Source organism: Anabaena sp. TISTR 8404, assembly GCF_056847745.1.
Window position 1 is genome coordinate 505,509 of record NZ_CP180578.1, and the last position, 21,854, is coordinate 527,362.

Sequence of the window (21,854 nt, forward strand, 5' to 3'; positions counted from 1 at the left end):
ACAGAATTTCTACTGAATTCTGACTGCTAAATTCTATTGTAATAATCCGTAAATATCTCATGCACTTTTGATAAACATAATATAGCTCCAACTTCTAGAGTAACTCTATGAGACAAGTCATTACTCAGGTCGATGCTTTTACCGATAAACGCTTTGGCGGTAATCCTGCTGCTGTCTGTGTTTTGCCTGCACCACAAAACGATCGCTGGATGCAGCAGGTTGCACAGGAAATGAATTTGTCTGAAACGGCTTTTTTGGTCAAACAGGATGATGGTTTCCATCTACGTTGGTTTACGCCAGCAGTGGAAGTACCACTTTGCGGTCATGCAACTCTAGCCAGCGCCCATGTGCTGTGGTCGGAGGGGCATTTATCAAGCTACGAAGTGGCACGATTTCATACCAAAAGCGGGTTACTGATTGCCAAGCTGCGAGATGAATGGATTGAGCTAGATTTTCCGGCAAATCACTCGCAACCAGCGATCGCACCTCCTGAATTCAGTATTGCTTTAGGTGTAAATTACAAAGCTGTCTACCAAAATTCCCTCGGTTATCTCGTAGAGGTAGAATCGGAAGATGTAGTACGACAAATGCAGCCGAATTTTCCAATTCTCAAAACATTCCCTGTGGATGGCGTAATTGTCACCAGCAAAACTGCTCCAGGCTCGGAATATGATTTTATTTCTCGCTTTTTTGCACCAGCCCTCGGCATTGATGAAGACCCAGTGACAGGAGCCGCCCATTGTTGTTTAGCTCCTTTTTGGCGCGATCGCTTGGGTAAAAATACCTTCTTGGCTTATCAAGCATCTAGTCGCGGCGGTGTAGTGAAGTTGTATTATGATGGCGGCGATCGCGTTCTCCTATCTGGTCAAGCAGTTACCATCCTGCAAGGCGAACTAATTTATTAATTGATACAAAAAGTAAAATTTGGTAGCAAGATTGTAGTGATTTACACTTAAAAAACCTGTATAATACAACCTTAAGTATCATCTAGCACGCAAACTTCAACTTAGTTAATGCCCACTTCAAGAATTGTGAGTCAGTGTATATGTGCAAATACCTGTTTAAAAATTATACAAAGCTGAGAGTTAAAGGGTCAGAGTCAATTATTAGAGGTTTTCAACACAACTAATTTATCAAGCGGACTCCCATCTTTGCGGAAATTTGATGGCTAACTACTGGATTCTGTTTTGAAAAATTTTACTTCTATTACCTTGTAAAAAGCAGTTTCTAACCAAATACATACAGCAGATTGCGGGTAAATGAGGTACAAGTCTTTACCAAAAAGGTATGTAACACAAGACTTTCAAGCCTGTTCCCTGCTGCAAGACTTACACAACAATATGCGTCATGTTGGAGTGTGGTTTGTACCGTAACCGCCTCAGATATTGATGTTTCTTTTTTATGTGTCCGTTCCGCAGAAATTCCAGTAACACCAATGTTGCAGCAACTTTTGGTATCAAAGTTGGCAATCAAAATACCCTCAGCCTGAACTTGCTATTCATCCCAGTAATTTTTAAACATGGATTACAATCAACAACTTATTCATTTAACAGAAATCTCCGCCACCGATTTCCCCGCAGGTAGAGATTTTAAATATAAATGTCGTGTACAGATACTGTCTGAGCATGGACAGTCTATTTTGTCCAAGGATCTGTTTTCGCGGATGCAGCCAAGTTGGTTGTTGAATGTCACCAATTATAAGGACTGCGCGATCGCCATTACTCTATGTTACCGTCAAGGCGACATGACACAACCTTGGCACGATGCCGGGACAGTTACCTTTGCAGCTCAAGATTTTCTGCATGGACACAACTCAATTGAACTAGAATTTCCGATTACCACCTGGAGTTTGGCACCCCACTTAACCCTGAAAGCACGTATCACCCAGACTATCGGTGAAGCCAGTAGCAGTACTATCAAACTGTTAGCAAATCAGCACAGTCATTCACGCTTTCAGATCAAACCAACTGCAACAACAGATAAAGAAGTCGAACTTCCCGAAGCTATTCCCCTCACCCCTACCGAAGAAGTCATTGTCAAAGATGTTTGGAATAAGCTGCGGGCTTGGAAAGAACTGCAAATGGAAAAGTTCTTTAAGCGACTGTTGCTAGAAGAACCAGAACTAGAGCATATTTTTGGGGAAGCGATCGACAGTATGCCCGATTACTTTTATGAGTTATTTGATTACTGTATTCACCAACTCCAGCCCCACACCCAAACTATCATTTCCGAACCACTGACAGGTGTACCTTACGAAAAAGGCGATGATTTCGATACTGTAGAAGACTACGGGGCTTTATTTGCAGATATTGGGATGCGTCCGCACCACTGGGTTAAGGCGCGACAAGTATGGATGTGGATGTTACCCTCAATTCCATATTTAGAAGAATATGATCGCCAAGATTTAGCTAAAGGTGTCAACTCTGCACTCTACAAGTTTTTCAATACTAATATTATTGTGCCAATGGTAGAGGCTGTTCACTGCTACGAAGATGCCTTACCACCAGAATTACTCAAGCAGATGGCAGATACTTGGCAAGTATTTAGCCAAAACAAGCAAGAAATGGGGATGGTCTTTTATCAAACTTTGTTTGAAAAATATCCCTTTGTGTTGCCAATTTTTGGCAGGGCAGATATTGATTACTTGTCGCTGCACCTATTTCAATCATTAGATTTTCTCATGCGTTGCTTGAGAAGTGAAAGTACAGACGAACTGTTGCTGGAATTGCGGTTATTAGGACAAATTCACGGCAGTGTGGGAGTGCCATCTTGTGCCTATCCTGCGATTTCGGACACCATGTTTACCTTATTTGAAAAATACTTGCCGAATTTTACCCCAGAATTACGGCTGGCATGGCAGACATTGTTCGATCGCGTTACCAATGTCATGAAACTGCCCAAGTTGAATGAAGAACGGTTACTGAAAAAAGCACGGCAATTTTTAGAAGTAATTGCCAGTGAACAAGGTTGGGAACCAGAACATCAAGCGCGACGTTGGGCAGAAATTCAAGCAGAAGTTATAGCTACAGGTACTTATCATCATACCTACGAAGAACTGGCTTATGGCGCACAGTTAGCTTGGCGGAATGCTTCCAAATGTATTGGTCGGATTCAGTGGAATAATATGGTAGTGCGCGATTGCCGCCATATCACCGACCCCGATGAAATGTTCAAAGAATTACTCGAACATTTGCGTTTGGGAACAAATGACGGCAATATTCAAGTGACCATGACCGCATTCCGTCCCAAACTACCAAAAGAACGCTGGGGGCCGCGACTGTGGAATTCCCAATTACTGCGTTATGCCGCCTACGAACAACCAGATGGCAGTGTTATGGGCGATCCTGCTAACTTAGATTTGACCAACGCTATCATCAAACTTGGTTGGCAACCACCCCAACCGCGTACACCCTACGATATTTTACCGATAGTCATTGAAGTGCCGGGAATGGAGCCAAAGCTTTATGAATTCCCCAAAGAAGATATTTTAGAAGTCGAAATTGAACATCCCACCATTGCCGAATTTAAATCTTTAGGTTTGCGTTGGTATGCCATCCCTGCTATCAGTAATTTCCGCATGGATATTGGTGGGATTACATACGGTTGCGTTCCCTTCAATGGCTGGTACATGGGTACAGAAATCATGCGCGATTTCTTAGAAGAAGGGCGTTACAACAAACTCGAAGAAATCGCCAAAGTTCTGCAATTAGATACTAGTTCCGAGCATACCTTATGGCGCGATCGCGTCTCCTTAGAACTGAATATTGCCGTTCTGCACTCCTTCCAAAAAGCCAAGGTGACAATGGTAGATCACCAATCTGCCTCGCGCCAATACCTTGCCCACGATTTGCGAGAAAAGAAAGCAGGCAGAGAATGTCCAGCGGAGTGGGGTTGGGTTGTACCACCGGCTGGCGGTAGTGTTTGTCCAGTTTGGCATCACCAAACCCGCGACTTTTATTTAGAACCTGCCTATCATCATGCCGCCGATCGCTGGGCAGTGGAAGATGGTATTGATTTAGAAAAATTCACAACATTTGTGGAGGAAGACGACAACAAAGAAGACCGCATCTTGATTTTGTACGCCTCAGAAACCGGGACAGCCGAAGGTTTTGCTAGGAATGCGGCGCGGCGCTTAAGTCGTTATCGTCCCAAGGTGATGGCACTAGATGAGTACGACACAAACCATTTAGGCTCAGAGAAACTCTTACTAATTGTCACCTCCACTTTTGGTAGAGGCGAAATGCCTGGGAACGGCAAACAATTCTTGCAGTGGTTGAAAAAGCAACCACCTGGTTCTTTGATGAGTTTAAATTATTCTGTGTTGGGTCTGGGCAGTACTGTTTATGAACAATTCTGTGCTGCGGCAATTGCAGTGGATAAAGCCTTAGCTCGCGCCGGTGCAAACTGTATCGTCCCCTTACATAAAGCTGACGAAATCAAAGGCCAAGCTGATACCTTCAAGCAATGGCAGAGATTAATTAGCCGTGTCTTGGGCGAAGATGCGACTGCGGCTGATGCAACTGCTGCCCATGCTCCGCAATTGCAAGTAAAATTCTTGAGTGATAGCGACGTAGAGAACTTGGCTGTAGCGGTAAGTAGTGGTGAGCGGGGTATAGAAGTGCCTGTAGTCGCCAACCAAGAACTACTGCAACAAGTAATTCCTGGTAGCCGTTCCACCCGGTTTATGAGCTTCGACATTGCCAATACTCACCTGAATTATGAAACAGGCGATCATGTAGCAGTGTATCCGAATAATCCTCCAGAATTAGTCCAGCGAATTTGCGATCGCCTAAATCTCACACCAGACACCTACTTTAGTGCAAGTTACATCAACGCCGATGGTACGGAAACCGAAGACCAACCCCCGATAGCTGTACCCACAACAGTCGGTCATCTGCTGTATGAGGAACTAGATTTAGCTTTGCGGGAACCACTCAATGATTTGTTGGCATATTTACATTCCGCTACGCAAAACTTGGCAGAAAAACAGCGCCTAGAAACTTGGTTAGAAATTCGCCGCCAAGGGGAAGATCATCCCGACAGCATTGCGCTCACCAAAAACATCACCGACAATTTCATGAGTGTGGCTGATTTATTCGATGAATTTCCTGAAGCGAAAATTACCCTCGCCGCCTTACTAGAGTTGCTTCCAAAACAAAAACCACGTCTGTACTCAATTTCCTCTTGTCCGGTGCTGCATCCTCAAGAAATTCAAATCACAGTTGGGGTATTGCAAATTACCACCGATGCGGGTAAAGTCCGTCAAGGACTGTGTTCTAACTACCTAGCTGGACTGCAACCAGGCGCAAAAGTCCGAATAGATGTTCGCACTTCTACCTTCCGTCCACCCAGTGACCCAGAGGCAGTTATGCTGATGGTAGGGCCTGGTACTGGGGTTTCGCCTTTGATTGGCTTTTTGCAACACCGACAAGTTCTGTTGCAGCAAGGACAATCCTTAGCAGATGCAATTTTATACTTTGGTTGTCGCAACCACCATGACTTCCTTTATCAAGAGCAATTGCAGACATGGCACAATCAGGGCGTGCTTTCGGAATTAAACGTGGCATTTTCTCGCCTCAGCAACGAAAAAGTTTACGTGCAACATTTAATGCAGCAACGACCAAAAGAAATTTGGCAACTGCTGAGTCATCCGAAATGCCACTATTATGTTTGTGGTGATGCCAAAATGGCGGATGATGTTTATGAAGTCATGTTAGCGATCGCCAACAATGAAGGTGGTTTATCCCACTTAGAAGCTGTCCAGTTCTTTGAAAAAATGAAACATGAAAAACGCTTCACTTCTGATGTTTGGGGTGTAACGCTGAATTACAAACAAGCCATCAAACAAGTGCAGAAAGATAACTACTCAAAAGCCGAAAAATGGCTACATCGAGTCAATCAATCAGCAGATGATCATGCACCACATCAAGAGGTAGCACAACCTTCAATTGCCTATAATATTTGAGACATCAAGTAAAAATTAGTGGGCTTTAGATCCCCGACTTCTTTGAGAAGTCGGGGATCTTGTTATTCACGAATGAATTATTGAGATTTTATTTATTTTTTGGGTTTAACTTTTATTTTGCTGATAAAGTAAATTCAATCAAACCATAATAATATCATTCGCTTGAGTTATCTATTGACTGTTTGTTGTTGATTGCCGCAGTAATATCTAAACGTTCCAAATAACAACTGAGGCATGGAACAGACTATATTTTTAGACTTTTTAGCCAGCCTGCAAAAACTGTTTGTAGGTTACATTCCGGCCGCTATTTTCGGTAGCTTCATTGGATATTTCATTGGGATAAATGGCACACTGTATCAAATTTTTAGAAGGATATTTCAGATACCTCATAGCATTCCGCCTTTAGCCCTACTACCAGTTGCCCTCATCCTGTTTCAAGATAGTGAACCTGCTTCTGTAATTGTGATATTTATTGCCACTCTCTGGACAATTATCATTAACGTGGCAATAGGTTTACAACATTTTCGTAGGCAAAATAATAACTTTCGCGCTGCCATATTTCATGTATTTCATGCGCTGAAAGTTGGGATTTGGGTAGCATGGTTTACAGTTATTGCCATAGAAATGTTAATCGGCCCCAGAGGTTTAGGTTTTATTCTTTGGGACGCTTATAAAGCTGGCAATACTAATAACATCATTCAGGTTTTACTTTACATCGGGATTATTGGCACTTTATTGGATCAGTTTTTAGATTTCATGGGGGCTTTATTAGCACAGATGGTTTCTGAGAGTAAAAAATCTAGTTAAAAGTAAGAATTCATACCGAGTTGCTATCAAAGATAGTAATTTGGGCTGGGAGTGGTGAGTAGGGAGTAAAAATATTATGTCTGAACGCAACTTAGTATGAATTCTGTGTTGTTAAACTTTTATCTGGGCTTACGAATTGCACTCTGCCAGTTAATAGTTTGCTTTGCCGAACGTTCTCCTAATGAGCGCGTTACTATCACTTCAATGTCAACATTCACACCAGGACGTAAGGCATCGTCTGGTATTTTTAGCTTGCCTAAAGCTAAAGTAAAACGATTATAGTCACGGGTGACAAATTCAGGAGGAATATCGCCTTCGTAAAAAGTTTGATAGTCAGAAAAACCGCCAAAGTTATCTCGCGCCCGAAATTTGACGCGAAATTTAGTCTGAAGCACGTCAGATTTTGCTGCTAAATCAACTATTTTTAAATTGAGATTTTCTCCCGCATCCGCAAATTCGGCTACTGCTAAGCGGGTAACATCTTGTTTGAGAATTGCATTGTTAACAGTATAGGTGGTCAAATTATTCTCATTTTTACTGCTACCAGCAACCCACAAATCTTCAGGAAAAGTAACTTCTACTTGCTTGCTGTCATTTAAGGTTACTGTCACAGGTTGGTTACCAAAACTATCACTAGATTGTTTCTCCTGCCAAACAATTTGAAAAGATTCTTCCAAACGCTGGGCGAATTCGCGGTACTCATCGGCAATGATAGAACCAGGCGCAAGTAACGAAGTTGCACCTGTGCGAAGATTCCATTGATTTTTCGAGAGAGTGAACTGTTTACCAGTTAGTTCAGCAACTGATAACTTGACACTAGGAGTCTCAGCAGCCAAGGGTTCTTTACTTTTTACAATACTCAAAACTCCTAAGCGCCCGGTACTACCATCTCTACCATCGCTACCATCCCGCCCATTCCTGCCGTTGTAACATCTGTAACGCTTCTTAGTACATTTGTAATTAGAACTTCCGGGAGTACCTGTACAGCTTTCCACTTCCCAACTGCGCCGGCGACAATTGCAACCAGTCGCACCATAACCACCACGGCCACCGCGTCCGCCTTCGCCTGGGGTAGCACACACAAGAATTTTTCGTAGGTCTTCTAAATTCGTGTAATAAGCCGTGAGAGAACCGCCATTTCCCCCATCTCCGCCTTTACCACCATTGCCACCAGCGCCGCCATCGGGGGCTTGAATATCATGATTTACGTACTCTGGTTGATAACCGCAGTTAGGTCGATAACCGCGTCCGCCGTCTTCGCCATCCTCACCGTCTTGACCTGATAAATCAAGGTTGGCTGATGAACCATTGACAAAAATAATTTGGTTTTGACCGTCGCGACCATCTCTACCCGATCGCCCACTTGTCCCAGCACTACCATCTCTGCCATAATCCCGATTAGCTAGGTATTTATTATTAGCGATCGCTGGACATAATATAGAACCAGAAGCAGGTAACAAGCTAGTAAATAAACAAAATGTCAGCAGGAGTGGCAGCTTACCCCTAAGACTGTTGTGCATCGGGCAAAACCTAAACTTTAGTGATATTTACCCAATATGACGTTGTATTACAGAAATTTGCTCCATATACAGTGCTGAGTGAATCAATTTTGGATTTTAAATTTTGGATTTTAGATTAGGACAATCTTTAATCAAATCGGATTCCGATATTAGACCTTTTCTTGAGGTGGTGTAGCAATACCGCGCTTCAATAGATTTGCTTCTAGTTCCTTGATAAATTTACAGTCTTCTTCTAACAAAGGCTGACTTTCTGCACTTACTGATGGCTGCTTTTCTAAGAAACTAAATGCTTGCCGGAATTGACTTGGACTAGTGGTAATAGGCGCATCAAAATGACAGGAAATAATTTGTTGAAAATCCCAAGTTGCAACTTTGTCTGCCCAGTCGAGGACTGATTTTGGTGCTTGGGGAAGAATCAGGGTTTGCAAAATTGGGGCGACAAATGGACGACCGTTACCACTGAGGGCGTGAAAAGACTGTTGCCAATTTGGTTGCCAACGAAATGGATATAAACCAAGGTATGCTTTTTGAGAATGGTCTGGTGCTTGAATTGCATCGCGCAAACTTTCGCCCAGGTTAGTTACTTCTAGCGTACTGGGACGAAAATATATAGCAAACAAGCAAATACGCTGCCATCCCTTGTTGCGGTTTGCTACGTTATCTTCAATACCCTGGAGTGCATTTTCCCTGGCGTGAAATAGTAAGGGGTATGGGTCTAATTGAAAGATAGCGGGTGGGTTTTCGGGTACAGATATGATCGTATCGGTTAAGAGTAGAGTGTGCGATCGCTTGTGAAAAAATGCCACTTCCACAAAAGCACCCCTTCCTAAATTGATATCTAACACCTCATACTCAAAATCATCAGCAAAAGGTGCAAGACTCGAATCTTCAGGTAATTCCTGAGTCCGTTTTTGGGGAAAACCTAGCCAACTCAGCGGTAAGTTGAACGGAAAACTCCATTGATGGGGCGCAACAAAAACCTGGGCTTGGGGAAAACATCGAGCGAAGGGGCCGACGAAAACTTTGTGTTCTAGACCAGAACTGGTTGGTAGGATGATATACTTCACCTCACCATGCGTTGCTACCAACTCGTTAACCATACGGACACATTCAACTGTTGGTGCAACTGGTGCATAAACAAGCAAACCACCACCTGTCAGCTTGATGACAGTCATCCGAATCGGCACAATGGTGTAGAGAATGCCGTGAAACTGCTCAAATGTCCAGATGGTATCTTTAACTATTTCTTGGCAAAGTGTCCGCCGTTTGTTGTAGGGATACAACGGGACAACAGGCCAGAACGGCCATGACCAATCTTTTGGGTTGTTACTGGAATGCATAGATGAATTTACCTAATGCTCATCTCTTTTTGCTCAACAATCTCTCAGTAGATTCTTAGCTGCATCTGTACAGCAATCAAGTGTAATTTACACTTAGACAAATATAATGATTTGATATAGAGCAAGTTAACTTTACTGGTTTTTACTTAGAGTTTCTATAAATATTTTATGTAATTTGTGTGTTTGAGCTTCATTATCACCAAGAATGTGATTATGATTACACCAAGTTAAATATTTCAATCTATCAAAAATCTAGATCATTTAGCAGGCAATTGCTTTCTATGAAGAAACTTGTTCTGTCCGTATTTTCGTCCGCTTTGTTGGCAGGTATCAATTTTAATCATCTTCAACCAGCAAGTGCAAATCAACAATTATCATCAATTAATTTGTCCAAAAATTTAACTGCCAACCTCAAAGATAACAATAAAGAAAAGCCCCGTATCGCTGTCCTTGACTTTGACTATAGCAACGTTTCTAATAATTGGATTTGGTGGTGGAACACGAGTGCTAAAGGTGTCAGCGATATTTTAGTAAATAAACTATTTGAAAGCGGTAATTTTCGGGTTATTGAACGCAGTAAACTTGAAGCTATTCTGGCTGAACAAAATTTAGGTGCTTCTGGCAGAATTGATGCCAGCACCGCAGCTAAAATAGGGCGCATTTTAGGTGTAGATACAATCTTGATTGGCTCAATTACTGAATTTAATATTGAACGTGGTGGCGCAGGTGTGAGTATTTTTGGAGTAGCTGTAGGAGGTGGCAAAACTAGCGCCAATGTTAAATTAAATGTGCGTTTGGTAAATACTTCTAGTGCCGAAATTCTGGCCATTGCTGAAGGAAATGGTAAATCTAGCGATGGTGAAGGTGCTGTTCGTATACGCGGTGTTAGTGTAGATACAAGTTCTAGTAAAGAAGCAAAATTATTAACGAATGCTACAGTTGCCGCTATTGACCAAGTAGTACAAGAAATTAGCAGTAAATCGCTAAATCTCGCAACTGCACTGACAACAGCACCAACTGTAAACGCAGTAGTTGCTGATGTTGCTGGAGGTACAATTATTTTAAATAAAGGTACAAGTGATGGCTATCGTCAAGGATTAAAACTATCGATTCAAAGAGTGACCAGAACAGTTAAAGACCCCACTACAGGTAAAGTTATTCGTCAAATTACCCAAGATATTGGCACAATTGAAATTACAGAAGCCGATGCTCAATCGAGTGTAGCCAAGATTATTTCTGGTACAGGACTGAAAGTTGGTGATATTGCTAAACCTGTCAAGTAGAAAAATTAAATGGGCATTTTTAGTTAGTCAAAGACGTGGCGGAGAGGTAGGGAGCGCTTAGCAGGTGAGAAGACCCCATCCATGAATGGATGTGCTTGGTGGGGGATAGGGAGAAAAGGGGCGATTCCACGAATAAATTCGGGGGCTTGTGACCAGATTGCAGGCATACAGGGGACAATCATTTTCGAGTTTTTGCTTTTCCCCTTTGCCCCCTGCGCCCCTACTTGGTTCGGTCAGTAAAACTAGATATGAACCAGGTTATTGGTTCATATCTAGCAGCCTTAAGTTACCTGGAGCAAAACTTAGAAATCTTTACCTACCACGTATCAATATAGGTTGGGGAATGGTTGTAAATTTATCAATTGAACCTAAGGAATAATCATCTAATTTGAAATCTGCAAATGGCTGATTTATTAACCTATCGCGCAGAGCTTCATCTAAAATTACGCCTTTGGATTTTTTTCTCACACCAATAATCATAATACTGCTTTGATAATCAGTTATATCTTGATTAGGTTGACATTTATCATGCTGAAACTTACCAAGATTTAATAAGCGATAACCTTTAACACTAGATGCATTTTTAAATAGTTTTTTAGCTAAGATTTGAACTTGCTTGGCACGTTCTAAAGCACGACGTTGGGCAACTGCTAAATCGCCGTTACACGCGGTTGTGCCTACAGATATTATTTCTGTAGGGTATTCCATGATTTTTTGGATTCCATCTTGTTCGAGATTTAATTTTAAAAAATCGATACTCACAATTTTATCTTTGTGTTTAATTTGAAAGTTACTATTCAAAAGCCATTTATATTCTGTTGATAAAATAGCAATGCTAAACTCTGCTGTTTTACCTCGACTATCTTTGCCTTCTTGATAATAAAAAAAGTCTATTTTACCTTTTTTTACAGGAGCTTGTGTTTGGGTGATGAAGGAAGAAAGTTGAGGCGATCGCATTCCCAAAGCCATGAATCCAACTAAGCCCAATGACACTAATAATGCGACTAATAATGCTATTAAAGGCAACTTTTCTCCGATTTCGGTTTTGGCAATAGTCGGAGAAAACTGCTGTTGTTGAAAATTATTTACTATATTAAACTTAACTTGCTGTTGTTCAATTTCTCCCAAACGCTGCAATATTTCTTGGGCATTATTTGGTCTTTGTTCTACCTTTGTTGCCATCAACCAGTCAATTAAATTCAATAATTCAGGTGAAATATGAGACGCAAAATTATGCCATTGCAGTAAATTTTTGCGGGCATCACACATATCTAAAGGATGCCGCCCTGTTAACAAAAATACTAAGGTACGTCCCAAAGCAAAAAAATCTGATTGCGGTACGGCTTGACCTTGCATTTGTTCCAACGCACTGTAGCCCGATGAAATAATTGATGTCATTTCACCACTATTACTAAATTGTGCAAGATACTGCCTAGCAACTTCTTTTAATGTCCCAAAATCAACTAATACTAATTGCCCATTAGCACGCAGTCTAATATTTGCTGGTTTAATATTTTGATGAAGATACTGCTTGCTATGGATTAAGTTTAAAATTTCTGTTATTTGTTGTAACCAAGCAATAGCTTGGGTCTGGGAAATCGGATGATATTGCTGCTGGTTCATCCACTGTTCTAAATCCAACCCATCGATTTTTTCCATTGCAGTGCAGTGTAATATCAAATTATTTCGTGTTTGATATTGAAAATAACCATCGACTTTGGGAATACCTGGATGATGCAATTGTCCTAACACAGCTGCTTCTCGTTGAAAAATTGCCACTGCATCTGCGTTGGCTGACAGATCCTCTCGCAGCACCTTGAGAATTTTTGGTATATCTTTTGTGTGTGCTTCATAAACTTTGCCAAAGCCAGTTTTATCACTCAACAAGCGAATGACGCGGTAACGCCCCGGTAATTCTAACGGAGAACCACAACTTTGACAGAAGCGGTGTTTTTCGTTGTTTTGATTGTCGGGTTTGGGACAAACTGGATTTATACAAAAGCTCATGGGAAGTCAGAAGTCAGAAGGCAGAAGTCAGAAGTCAAAAGGTTTTTGACAAATGACTAATGACAATTGACCATTGACTACTGACTCATTTACACTCTGCTAAAAAAGTAGCCACAGTCCGGTTAAATGTCTCAGGTTCGGTCAGGAAAGGCCAATGGTTTCCAGGAACTTGACACAGGCTTAAGTTTTTCAGGTTAGTTTTGTAGGGTTTGAGTTGCCATTCTTGGCGGTTTAGGCCTTTATCTGACTTGACAAACAAGGCGGGAGTATCGATGGGGCTGATAAAACCAGGGACACGCATTACATCTTCAAAAATGCCATCACGGGCGGCTATAGTGAACTTGCTACCCCAGCTACTATCAGGTTTTTGTTCAATTCCCGCTTGAAAAACTTGCTGTTGTAGTTCGTTCCAGCCTTGATATTGGTTTAATTGTTTGGCTATTTGTTGTGCTTCTTCATAACTAGCAAATGGCCCCATACCTTTAAGAAAAGATAAAAAGCGGTACAAAAAGGGAAACGTCGCTTTGAAGAATTCTGGCATTTTCCAAATAAAAATGGGGTCAACCAACACCATACTTCGCACCCGTTTGGGGTTTTGTCTAGCCCAGATAACAGCTAATTTACCTGTCCAAGAATGACTAACAACATGGGCAGAAGCCCATCCTAATTTATCCATCAGGGCTTCGAGGTCTGCGATCGCACTTTCAAAGCTATAATCTTTCTCTGGCTTACTGCTTTCACCGTGACCCCGCATATCTGGTGCAACTATATGGTAATCTGCTGCTAAATGGTCTCCCAAGCTAGACCACACAAGGGCATGGTCGCCTAAACCATGTAATAACAGCAAAGGTTCTTGACCTTGATTCCACTCTAAATAAGACAGTTGAATATCAGATTTAACTAAGGTTTGCCGTACAGGGATCATTGTATATCTACCTTTGGAGATATAGCTTTGCGCTTATATAGTACTGCGAAAGGCTAGACCTACTAAAGGTAAGTATTAAACTTTTGATAGTTACAATAATTAATAGTTGAATGCGATCGTACCTGATCACCTATACTTAGCTATGAATTGCTTACATGACTTTATATAACGCTTTTGGCAACTACCTCCTGATAATTGCTTGCTATGTCATACTAGGAAGTGAGAGTTAATTCGGCGACAGCGTTTGTTTTTATTATTGACAGGCCTTTTCCTTTTGGTATTTACAGACTTTTCTCCGAAACCTAAATCTCTACACACCTATGATTTCGGAGACAATCTATGTCAGTTTATGTAGGCAATCTTTCTTACGAAGTTACAGAAGATAGTCTGAATGCAGTTTTTGCAGAATATGGTTCTGTAAAACGGATTCAGCTACCTACTGACCGTGAAACAGGTCGTTTACGGGGCTTTGGTTTTGTGGAAATGGGTACAGATGCTGAAGAAACAGCTGCCATTGAAGCTCTTGATGGTGCTGAATGGATGGGACGTGACCTCAAAGTGAATAAGGCTAAACCAAAAGAAGACAGAGGTTCATTTGGTGGTAACCGGGGAGGCTACGGCGGACGGAACCGCTACTAAGCTTGATGTAATTAGCTCTTTAAGCTAATTCATTAATCCAGCACATTAATTGCATTTATTATCGGCTCAGACAGAAATGCTTGAGCCTTTTTAATAAAAAATCTGGACTGGACAATAAGCTAAAATCTCATCTCTGGAGTTCTTCATGTCCAACTCAACCACTCCCGTCGAACCTGCTGTTTTAATTACCATCATTGGTGAAACGGTTTTGAAAGACCGTATTGTTAAGCTGTTAAAAAGCCATAATGTTAGCGGTTACACTATTAGTCAAGTGCAAGGAGAAGGCGGCCACGGAAGACGTTTGGCAGACATAGCAGGCTACAACACTAATATTGAAATCAAGACAATAGTTTCATTAGAAGTATCTGATGCGATCCTTTATGCGCTAAAAGAAGAGCAGGGTAAGCATGCTTTGATTGCTTTTCGACACAATATAGAAGCTTTCTATTAATTAACTTTTTATAAGTAAGATTTTATAGATAAGTTGTCTTCGCAAATCTCATAAGGTGTCACGTAATTGAAAAGTTTGATATGACTCTAGCTGTAATATCATATAGCTGAAATGTCATACTAAATGACATCGCACAATCATGTTTGTTCTAATAACACATTGCCAGGTGTATCAAGTATGGAAACTGCTTCAAATATAATTCCAGAATTTGAAAAATTATTGAGACAAAAATTACAACTAAATAATTGTAAGTTTAGAAGGAAAAGGCAAGAGAACAATTATGAAATTACTACTCCTGCTAAAGACATTTTTTTGATGTATTGGTGCGAATTTCCAGAAATTAAGTTAATATATCAGCCTGTAGGAATACGCACGCAACAAACTGTAGTTTACGAACGAGCTATCCGCGCTCATATTAATTTTTGTGTGACTAGTATCCAAGAAAGTATCATGATTACTGCCCAATGAGCTAAAAATTAGCGACTTCAGATTTTCCCACTTTTTTATCAGTTTTTCTTGCTAAATCTGAAATAGTTATCTATTCGGCACAGCTATGCTACATAAAACAACTTCAGGATTTTTCTCTTTCCTAGAGTAAAGATACTCACTTTATGTGAGTAGTTAGCGCTCTATGCAAAGTATAGAGCGCTAAAAATATTTTATGCAGGCATAATTTGAACAATCAGCGATCTTTTATCAAGCGACTGGACTTTACCTACCTGACCCAGATCATTCACAATACGGTCTAGCATTTCTCCAGCTTGCTGGCGATATTGATTTTCTCGCCCTCGTAAACGAATAGCAAATTTCACTGAATCGCCTTTACTCAACCACTGAAGCGCTTGATTAATGCGTAAATTATAATCACTAGCACCCACATTGGGACGGAACCTAACTTCTTTTACAGTAGGTCTAGCACTTGTACCCTGACGTTTTTTCTTTTGATACTGAAGCTTGCCATAGTTAAGAATCTTCGCTACTGGAATATCTTCGCTTTGGGATACTATAACTAGGTCAAGCTCTAAACTCTCCGCTAACTGTAGAGCTTCATAGGTGTCTATCAAACCACGATTATTATTCTCATGGTCAATCAAGAAAACCTGAGGAGACTTAATTTGTGAGTTAATTAGTTGCTTTTGGGCTACGATAATTTTTTCCTCTCAATTATTCAACACTTTGCCTTGCGAGTATTACTAAGGTAACACAGTACAATCTATTCTTCTTCAGCCATCTGGCATAAAATGCTGATTTTTCGTTACTTGACCTAAAAGGCTAAAATTAACTTAAATATTTTAAGTATTGCCTAATATAAGTCTAATTTTTTCTGAAAAATCTTGTGCATCGGTTCGGCAGCTATTTATTAACTATCAATTACTACTTTATTACTGCCTTTGCAACCTTTATCAAAAGGTGGATCTTTTTTAATATTTATCTTCAAATTGAGTCTTGATTAATATTTACAATTATTGTTTCTCTCTTGTGATTGTTAAAATATAGGTTAAGACAATGCACCGAGTAAAATTATGATGACAAATAAATTTGAGAATACATTAGCTGCCATCGAGTTAAATGCAGCTAGACAATTAAACTGGGATTATCAGCAATTCAAAGACTGTTTCAAGTTTAAAGTAAACAAGGAAGCTATTGAAATAGAATGCAACAATAGGACACTCAAAGAATCGGAGTCACAAGCTTTAAAGCAAGCTCTCTTAGATTATGGTTTTCAGTATAAAAAAACTGTCAATGAGCTTACATTAGTTTTTGAACAAGATGTTGAATTAAGATAGAGAAAAATCAAGATAGCAATATTTTTAGCATAGTCTCTGGTGCATAACCGTAACAAGCTCTAGAATGCTTTGCCAAAATAGTACCTTATTGCTGTAAATTATCTACAACTTGATCTAATTGTTGATGTTTGATTTTTTGTAACAACTAGCTCACCGCTTCATTCGCCAGATTTTGATACTTTTGTCACTACTACCACTTACTAAACTTTGCGAGTTAGGACTAAAAACTACAGAATAAACAGTGGTCGTATGACCTGTGAGTGTCCGAATTAATTGACCATTATTCAAACTCCATAGTTTAATTGTTGTATCGCCGCTACCACTAGCTAAAGTTCTACCATCTGGACTAATAGCTACAGAAAATACCTCTGCATTGTGACTTGTAAGTGTCCGAATTAATTCACCTGTTGCTAAATTCCAAATTTTAATCGTTTTATCATTGCTACTACTAGCTAATGTCTTACCATCTAAACTAATAGCCAGAGAAATCACTGCATCATCATGACCTGTAAGTGTCCGAATTAATTCACCTGTTGCTAAATTCCAAATTTTAATTGTTTTATCATTACTACCACTGACTAAAGTTTTGCCATCTGGACTAATTGCTAATGACATCACAGAACTTAAATGCTCCGTGAGAGTATTAACTAACTGACCAGTTTGCAAATTCCAAATTTTGATAGTTTTATCTCCACTAGCACTAACTAAAGTTTGTCCATCAGGTGTAATAGCAATTGACCAAACTGCACCTTCATGTCCAGTAAGAGTACGAATTAACTCACCAGTTGCTAAATTCCAAATTTTGATAGTTTGGTCATTACTACTACTAACTAATTTCTGATCGTCTGGGCTAATCGCTACAGCAATAACTCCACTTTTATGACCAGATAATGTCCGAATTAAACTACCATCTGCTAAGTTCCAAATTTTGATGGTTTTGTCACTACTACCACTAGCTAAAGTTTTGCCATCCTTAGTAATAGCCAGAGTTTTCACATAGTTTAAATGACCTAATATGGTTTTAGCTAGTTGGAGATGTTCTAATTGATTGTGAGATATAATTGGCGATTTAGGTAATTGAAATAAGCCATAACTTAACACTCCAACGATAAATAGCATTATTCCGACAGCTACGCCTTTAGGAAATTTATGAGAAATTAAGGTAGTTGGAGGTGCTGCTATGGTCTGTTCGACTTGTAGAAGTTTTTGTAAAAACATTTCAGAATTTTGTGGTCTATTTGAGGCTGTTCTTGCCATCAAATTATCTAAAAAATCGGCAAATTTTGGCGAGACATTTGCGGCTTCTCGCCAGTTTAAAACATCATCACGCGCATTGTAAAATCGTAGAGGATACTGTGCAGTTAGTAGATAAACAAAAGTTCTCCCTATTGAGAAAAAATCTGATTGTGGTACTGCTTGACCACTTGCTTGTTCTGGTGCAGTATACCCGGCTGAAAATACGGCTGTAATTTGGTTTCCTTCACCTAACTTGGCTAGATAGGTGTGGGTTGCATCTCTAGCAGTGCCAAAATCAATTAAAACTAATTGTCCATTATTTCGTAGCATAATGTTTGCTGGTTTAATATCTCGATGAAACCAGCCTTGACTATGGACTATGTTCAAGATTTCTGCTAATTGTTTTAACCAGGCGATCGCTTGTTGTTCTGAAATAGGTTGATAACTTTGTTGTTGTAACCACTGCTCTAAATTGACCCCATCAATTTTTTCCATTACTAAACAATGTAGTTTGACTTGATTGCTAGTTTGATATTGAAAATAGCAATCAACTTGCGGAATTCCGGGATGATTTAATTGGCTTAAAACATTTGCTTCTTTCTGAAAGAGTTCCACCGCTTTAGAGTGGTTGTTGAGGTGTTCTTTCAGCACTTTGAGAATTTTTGGCGTACTTCTTGTGTAAACTTCATAGATTTTGCCAAAGCTGGTTTTGTCACTTAATAGGCGCATTACCCGATAGCGGTCTTCTAGAAGTAGTTGGGAACCACAACTTTGACAAAAGCGGTAATTATCATTCTCCGGGTTTTCTGGACTAGGGCAGAAGGGGTTGATGCACAGGCTCATATCAAGCTACAGGCAGAATGTATCAGTAGTATACGTTTGTCTTTGGTCATTTGTCCTTGATCAATGGTCAATAGTCATTTGTCCTTTTTCAAAAGTCCTAAATTTCAATCTTATTTCACACTTCATACTTCATACTTCACACTTCATTAGTGTTTTTACGCTATAAATAAAAATAATGGGGATAAAAAAAACACGGAACACTCTGCGACAATCACTGTCCGTATTCCGCTACAGTGGACGGGCGATAAATTTAGTATGGACTACCAGCCGTAGTTTAACGATTAGTTTGGCGACGTTAACTTTAGTAGCAGGACTTTTACCAGCTGCGATCGCCTACATTGGTAAACTGATTGTGGATGCTGTGTTATCGGCTTCTCAAAGTAATGTAGTTACTGGTTATCACCCTTTATTGTATGTTGGCTTAGAAGCGATCGCAGTTGCTTTATTAGCCGGGAGTCAGCGCGGTTTAATTGTTTGTCAATCTTTACTGCGAGTTCTACTTGGTCAACGGGTGAATGTTCTCATCTTAGAAAAAGCCCTCACCTTGGAACTGCGCCAGTTTGAAGACTCAGAATTTTATGACAAACTCACAAATGCTAGGCGCGAAGCCTCAGTACGTCCCCTTTCTCTTGTTAACCGCACATTTGGGTTAGTGCAGAACGCCCTTTCTCTTGTTACTTACGGCGTTTTGTTAGTGAAATTTTCAGTTTGGGCAGTCATAGTTTTAATCGTAGCAGCTATGCCTGCGTTCATTGCCGAAACTAAATTTGCTGGTGAAGCCTTTCGCTTGTTTAGCTGGCGTGCGCCGGAAACTCGTCAACAACACTACATCGAAAATCTCTTAGCACGAGAAGACTTTGCCACAGAAGTCAAACTCTACCAGCTAGGAGATATGCTGTTAGGACGTTACCGTGATATTTTTCATCAACTCTACGACGAAGACCGAAACTTAACACTGCGGCGAGGGCTGTGGGGATATTTTTTGAGTTTAGTCAGTACAGGTGCTTTTTACATCGCCTACGCTTGGATAGTCCTAGAAGCAGTGGCGGGTAAGATTTCTTTAGGAGATATGACCATGTATCTCACCGTGTTTCGTCAAGGACAGTCTACGTTCTCTAACGCCTTGACTTCCATTGGTGGGATGTACGAGGACAACTTATACTTATCCAACCTCTACGACTTCCTCGAAGAGAAAGTTATCAAGCCTTGGGGTTACGCTACCAAAGGTTTATCTCCCGAAGATGGTATTCGCTTTGAGAATGTGTCGTTTACTTATCCAGGTAGTAATAAACCAGCTTTAAAAAATATCTCCCTACATTTAAAACCTGGGGAAAAACTAGCAATTGTTGGGGAAAATGGTTCTGGTAAAACTACGTTAATTAAACTTCTGACCAGACTTTATACTCCCGACTCCGGGAGAATTTTATTAGATGGTTTGGACTTACAAGAATGGGATATTGAAGTATTGCGGCGACGCATTGGCGTAATTTTTCAAAACTTTGTGCGTTACCAATTCACTGTAGGCGAGAATATTGGCGTTGGCGATGTTAAAAATCTTGAAGATAAACATCGTTGGCAAATTGCAGCCCAAAAAGGTTTAGCGCAATCTTTTATTGAAAAATTACCCCAAAGCTTTCAAACACAACTTGGTCGGTGGTTTAAAGGTGGACAGGAACTATCTGGTGGACAGTGGCAAAAAATTGCCCTCGCCCGTGCTTTTATGCGTACTCAGGCAGATATTTTAGTTCTAGATGAGCCAACATCTGCGATTGATGCGCAAGCTGAGTTTGAAATTTTTAATCATTTTCGTATCTTGACTCAAAATCAAATGGTGTTCTTGATTTCTCACCGTTTTTCTACTGTCAGAATGGCGGACAACATTGTTGTAATTGAACATGGCGAAGTTAAGGAACAAGGAACTCATGAAGAGTTACTCGCAGCTGGGGGAATTTACGCCAAATTATTTTTGTTGCAAGCAGCAGGTTATCAGTAGAGTAATAACAGTTTAGGTAAATACTAATTTAGTTATAAAGACAAATATTTACGTCTATCTACTGAGATTAAATGTGTAGATTTCATAAAGCAAATACAAAGAAATACTAAAATATATATCGTAGATTTGCTGATTTATGCTTAAATCACAATAATTAAATACTGTTTTCCATACAGCAATAATAGAGTTAATACTGACTTAAATAAAGTTTGGTATGCGTCTTTAATTAGGGTTTTTCCAAAGTTTTATCTTAGCAATTGATTGCAGATATTAGTTCAGTAATGAAATGAGTTATTCTATGATTAACAATGTTTTTAAGAAAGTTGTAGGAGCAGCCACATTAATTACTCTTACGGCTACTATTATGCCAGATGTTGCTCAAGCACAAAGGGCGCGTTATTCTGGTGCTTCCATTAACGGCCCAATTATTGATTTTGATATAAACACTACTGTTACTGAAGACTCCTCTAGTGTAGGCGATGAGAATTTAGGATATTTTCTAGGAGCAATTCAAAATTTTAATATTACACAGCCTAATTTTTCTTTAAATAATTTCTCTATTTGTGGTCAAGACCCTTGTCCATTAGGAGATTTAACTGTTAGAAGATTAACAACTGAAGCTGATGGTATGACTATCAGCGATCTCTTTGTTGATGGTGGATCTACGATTACAGTAGAGAGTTTAGGGTTTTTGTTACCTGCTAATAATGGAATTAATTTTTCAAATATAAGTAATATATTGAGGTATGATGTTAGCTTTTCGGGAGGAGAAGATAGAGATAGACCTGATGTAGTTTGGTTGGTTCAGTCTGATAACTCTAATCTGATTAATAATTTAACAGGGTTAGAAGAAGTTAATAGAATTGCCGGATTCTTTCCTCGTCAAGCTAGTAGCGGCGGAACATTTGCTATTGACCTGCAAAGTAGTCAACCAGTACCCGAACCATCTACTGTTGCCGCTAGTTTACTGACTATAGGCGGTTTGGGTATGCGATCGCTACTGCAATACCGCAAGCGCCAGAAACAACAGTCCTAACTTTTAACTATTCATGAACAAC

General features: G+C 40.1%; 16 protein-coding genes. 10 read left to right on the top strand and 6 right to left on the bottom strand.

What is annotated here, in order from left to right:
- Positions 1 to 107: 107 nt before the first annotated feature.
- From ACMX3D_RS02290 to ACMX3D_RS02300, 3 genes are all read left to right on the top strand, one after another.
- Positions 108 to 905 carry a PhzF family phenazine biosynthesis protein gene (locus ACMX3D_RS02290; RefSeq protein ID WP_482749878.1) on the top strand — a complete coding sequence of 266 codons (798 nt, stop codon included), beginning with the start codon at positions 108 to 110 and terminating at the stop codon, positions 903 to 905.
- A 614-nt stretch (positions 906 to 1,519) separates the two neighbouring features.
- Positions 1,520 to 5,965 (top strand): nitric oxide synthase oxygenase, encoded by a 4,446-nt coding sequence (locus ACMX3D_RS02295; RefSeq protein WP_482749879.1) that lies wholly within the window; start codon positions 1,520 to 1,522, stop codon positions 5,963 to 5,965.
- A 234-nt stretch (positions 5,966 to 6,199) separates the two neighbouring features.
- Complete coding sequence (locus ACMX3D_RS02300) at positions 6,200 to 6,772, top strand: ABC transporter permease (protein ID WP_482749880.1); 573 nt, start codon at positions 6,200 to 6,202, stop codon at positions 6,770 to 6,772.
- A gap of 119 nt (positions 6,773 to 6,891) precedes the next feature.
- Here the strand turns inward: ACMX3D_RS02300 and ACMX3D_RS02305 are convergent, their stop codons facing one another.
- Positions 6,892 to 8,292: a collagen-like protein gene (locus ACMX3D_RS02305; RefSeq protein WP_482749881.1), complete on the bottom strand. Its 1,401-nt coding sequence runs from the start codon at positions 8,290 to 8,292 to the stop codon at positions 6,892 to 6,894.
- A gap of 149 nt (positions 8,293 to 8,441) precedes the next feature.
- Positions 8,442 to 9,632 carry a DUF4336 domain-containing protein gene (locus tag ACMX3D_RS02310; RefSeq protein ID WP_482749882.1) on the bottom strand — a complete coding sequence of 397 codons (1,191 nt, stop codon included), beginning with the start codon at positions 9,630 to 9,632 and terminating at the stop codon, positions 8,442 to 8,444.
- 281 nt (positions 9,633 to 9,913) lie between these two features.
- On the opposite strand from ACMX3D_RS02310, the gene ACMX3D_RS02315 reads away from it, so the two are divergent.
- On the top strand, positions 9,914 to 10,915 hold the full coding sequence (locus ACMX3D_RS02315) for a CsgG/HfaB family protein (protein ID WP_482749883.1): 1,002 nt from the start codon (positions 9,914 to 9,916) through the stop codon (positions 10,913 to 10,915).
- Positions 10,916 to 11,227: 312 nt separating this feature from the next.
- Here the strand turns inward: ACMX3D_RS02315 and ACMX3D_RS02320 are convergent, their stop codons facing one another.
- Both ACMX3D_RS02320 and ACMX3D_RS02325 read right to left on the bottom strand, forming a co-directional pair.
- Positions 11,228 to 12,922: a serine/threonine protein kinase gene (locus tag ACMX3D_RS02320; protein WP_482749884.1), complete on the bottom strand. Its 1,695-nt coding sequence runs from the start codon at positions 12,920 to 12,922 to the stop codon at positions 11,228 to 11,230.
- An 85-nt stretch (positions 12,923 to 13,007) separates the two neighbouring features.
- Complete coding sequence (locus tag ACMX3D_RS02325; RefSeq protein WP_482749885.1) at positions 13,008 to 13,847, bottom strand: alpha/beta fold hydrolase; 840 nt, start codon at positions 13,845 to 13,847, stop codon at positions 13,008 to 13,010.
- A gap of 339 nt (positions 13,848 to 14,186) precedes the next feature.
- Between ACMX3D_RS02325 and ACMX3D_RS02330 the strand changes: the two genes are divergently transcribed.
- The 3 genes from ACMX3D_RS02330 to ACMX3D_RS02340 all read left to right on the top strand — a co-directional run bounded on the left by ACMX3D_RS02330 (position 14,187) and on the right by ACMX3D_RS02340 (position 15,405).
- Complete coding sequence (locus ACMX3D_RS02330; RefSeq protein WP_482749886.1) at positions 14,187 to 14,486, top strand: RNA recognition motif domain-containing protein; 300 nt, start codon at positions 14,187 to 14,189, stop codon at positions 14,484 to 14,486.
- Between the two features lie 145 nt (positions 14,487 to 14,631).
- Positions 14,632 to 14,937, top strand: a complete 306-nt coding sequence (locus ACMX3D_RS02335; protein ID WP_482749887.1) for a P-II family nitrogen regulator — start codon at positions 14,632 to 14,634, stop codon at positions 14,935 to 14,937.
- Positions 14,938 to 15,114: 177 nt separating this feature from the next.
- A complete protein-coding gene (locus ACMX3D_RS02340; protein ID WP_482749888.1) occupies positions 15,115 to 15,405 on the top strand; it encodes a hypothetical protein in 291 nt (96 codons plus the stop codon).
- Between the two features lie 191 nt (positions 15,406 to 15,596).
- Here the strand turns inward: ACMX3D_RS02340 and infC are convergent, their stop codons facing one another.
- Positions 15,597 to 16,088: a translation initiation factor IF-3 gene (infC, locus tag ACMX3D_RS02345; RefSeq protein WP_482752265.1), complete on the bottom strand. Its 492-nt coding sequence runs from the start codon at positions 16,086 to 16,088 to the stop codon at positions 15,597 to 15,599.
- Positions 16,089 to 16,460: 372 nt separating this feature from the next.
- Between infC and ACMX3D_RS02350 the strand changes: the two genes are divergently transcribed.
- A complete protein-coding gene (locus ACMX3D_RS02350; protein ID WP_482749889.1) occupies positions 16,461 to 16,724 on the top strand; it encodes a hypothetical protein in 264 nt (87 codons plus the stop codon).
- A gap of 150 nt (positions 16,725 to 16,874) precedes the next feature.
- Here the strand turns inward: ACMX3D_RS02350 and ACMX3D_RS02355 are convergent, their stop codons facing one another.
- Positions 16,875 to 18,803 carry a protein kinase domain-containing protein gene (locus tag ACMX3D_RS02355; protein WP_482749890.1) on the bottom strand — a complete coding sequence of 643 codons (1,929 nt, stop codon included), beginning with the start codon at positions 18,801 to 18,803 and terminating at the stop codon, positions 16,875 to 16,877.
- A 175-nt stretch (positions 18,804 to 18,978) separates the two neighbouring features.
- Here ACMX3D_RS02355 and ACMX3D_RS02360 point away from each other — a divergent pair, with 175 nt between their 5' ends.
- Both ACMX3D_RS02360 and ACMX3D_RS02365 read left to right on the top strand, forming a co-directional pair.
- Complete coding sequence (locus ACMX3D_RS02360; protein WP_482749891.1) at positions 18,979 to 20,796, top strand: ABC transporter ATP-binding protein; 1,818 nt, start codon at positions 18,979 to 18,981, stop codon at positions 20,794 to 20,796.
- A gap of 298 nt (positions 20,797 to 21,094) precedes the next feature.
- Complete coding sequence (locus tag ACMX3D_RS02365; RefSeq protein ID WP_482749892.1) at positions 21,095 to 21,832, top strand: hypothetical protein; 738 nt, start codon at positions 21,095 to 21,097, stop codon at positions 21,830 to 21,832.
- Positions 21,833 to 21,854 lie beyond the last annotated feature (22 nt).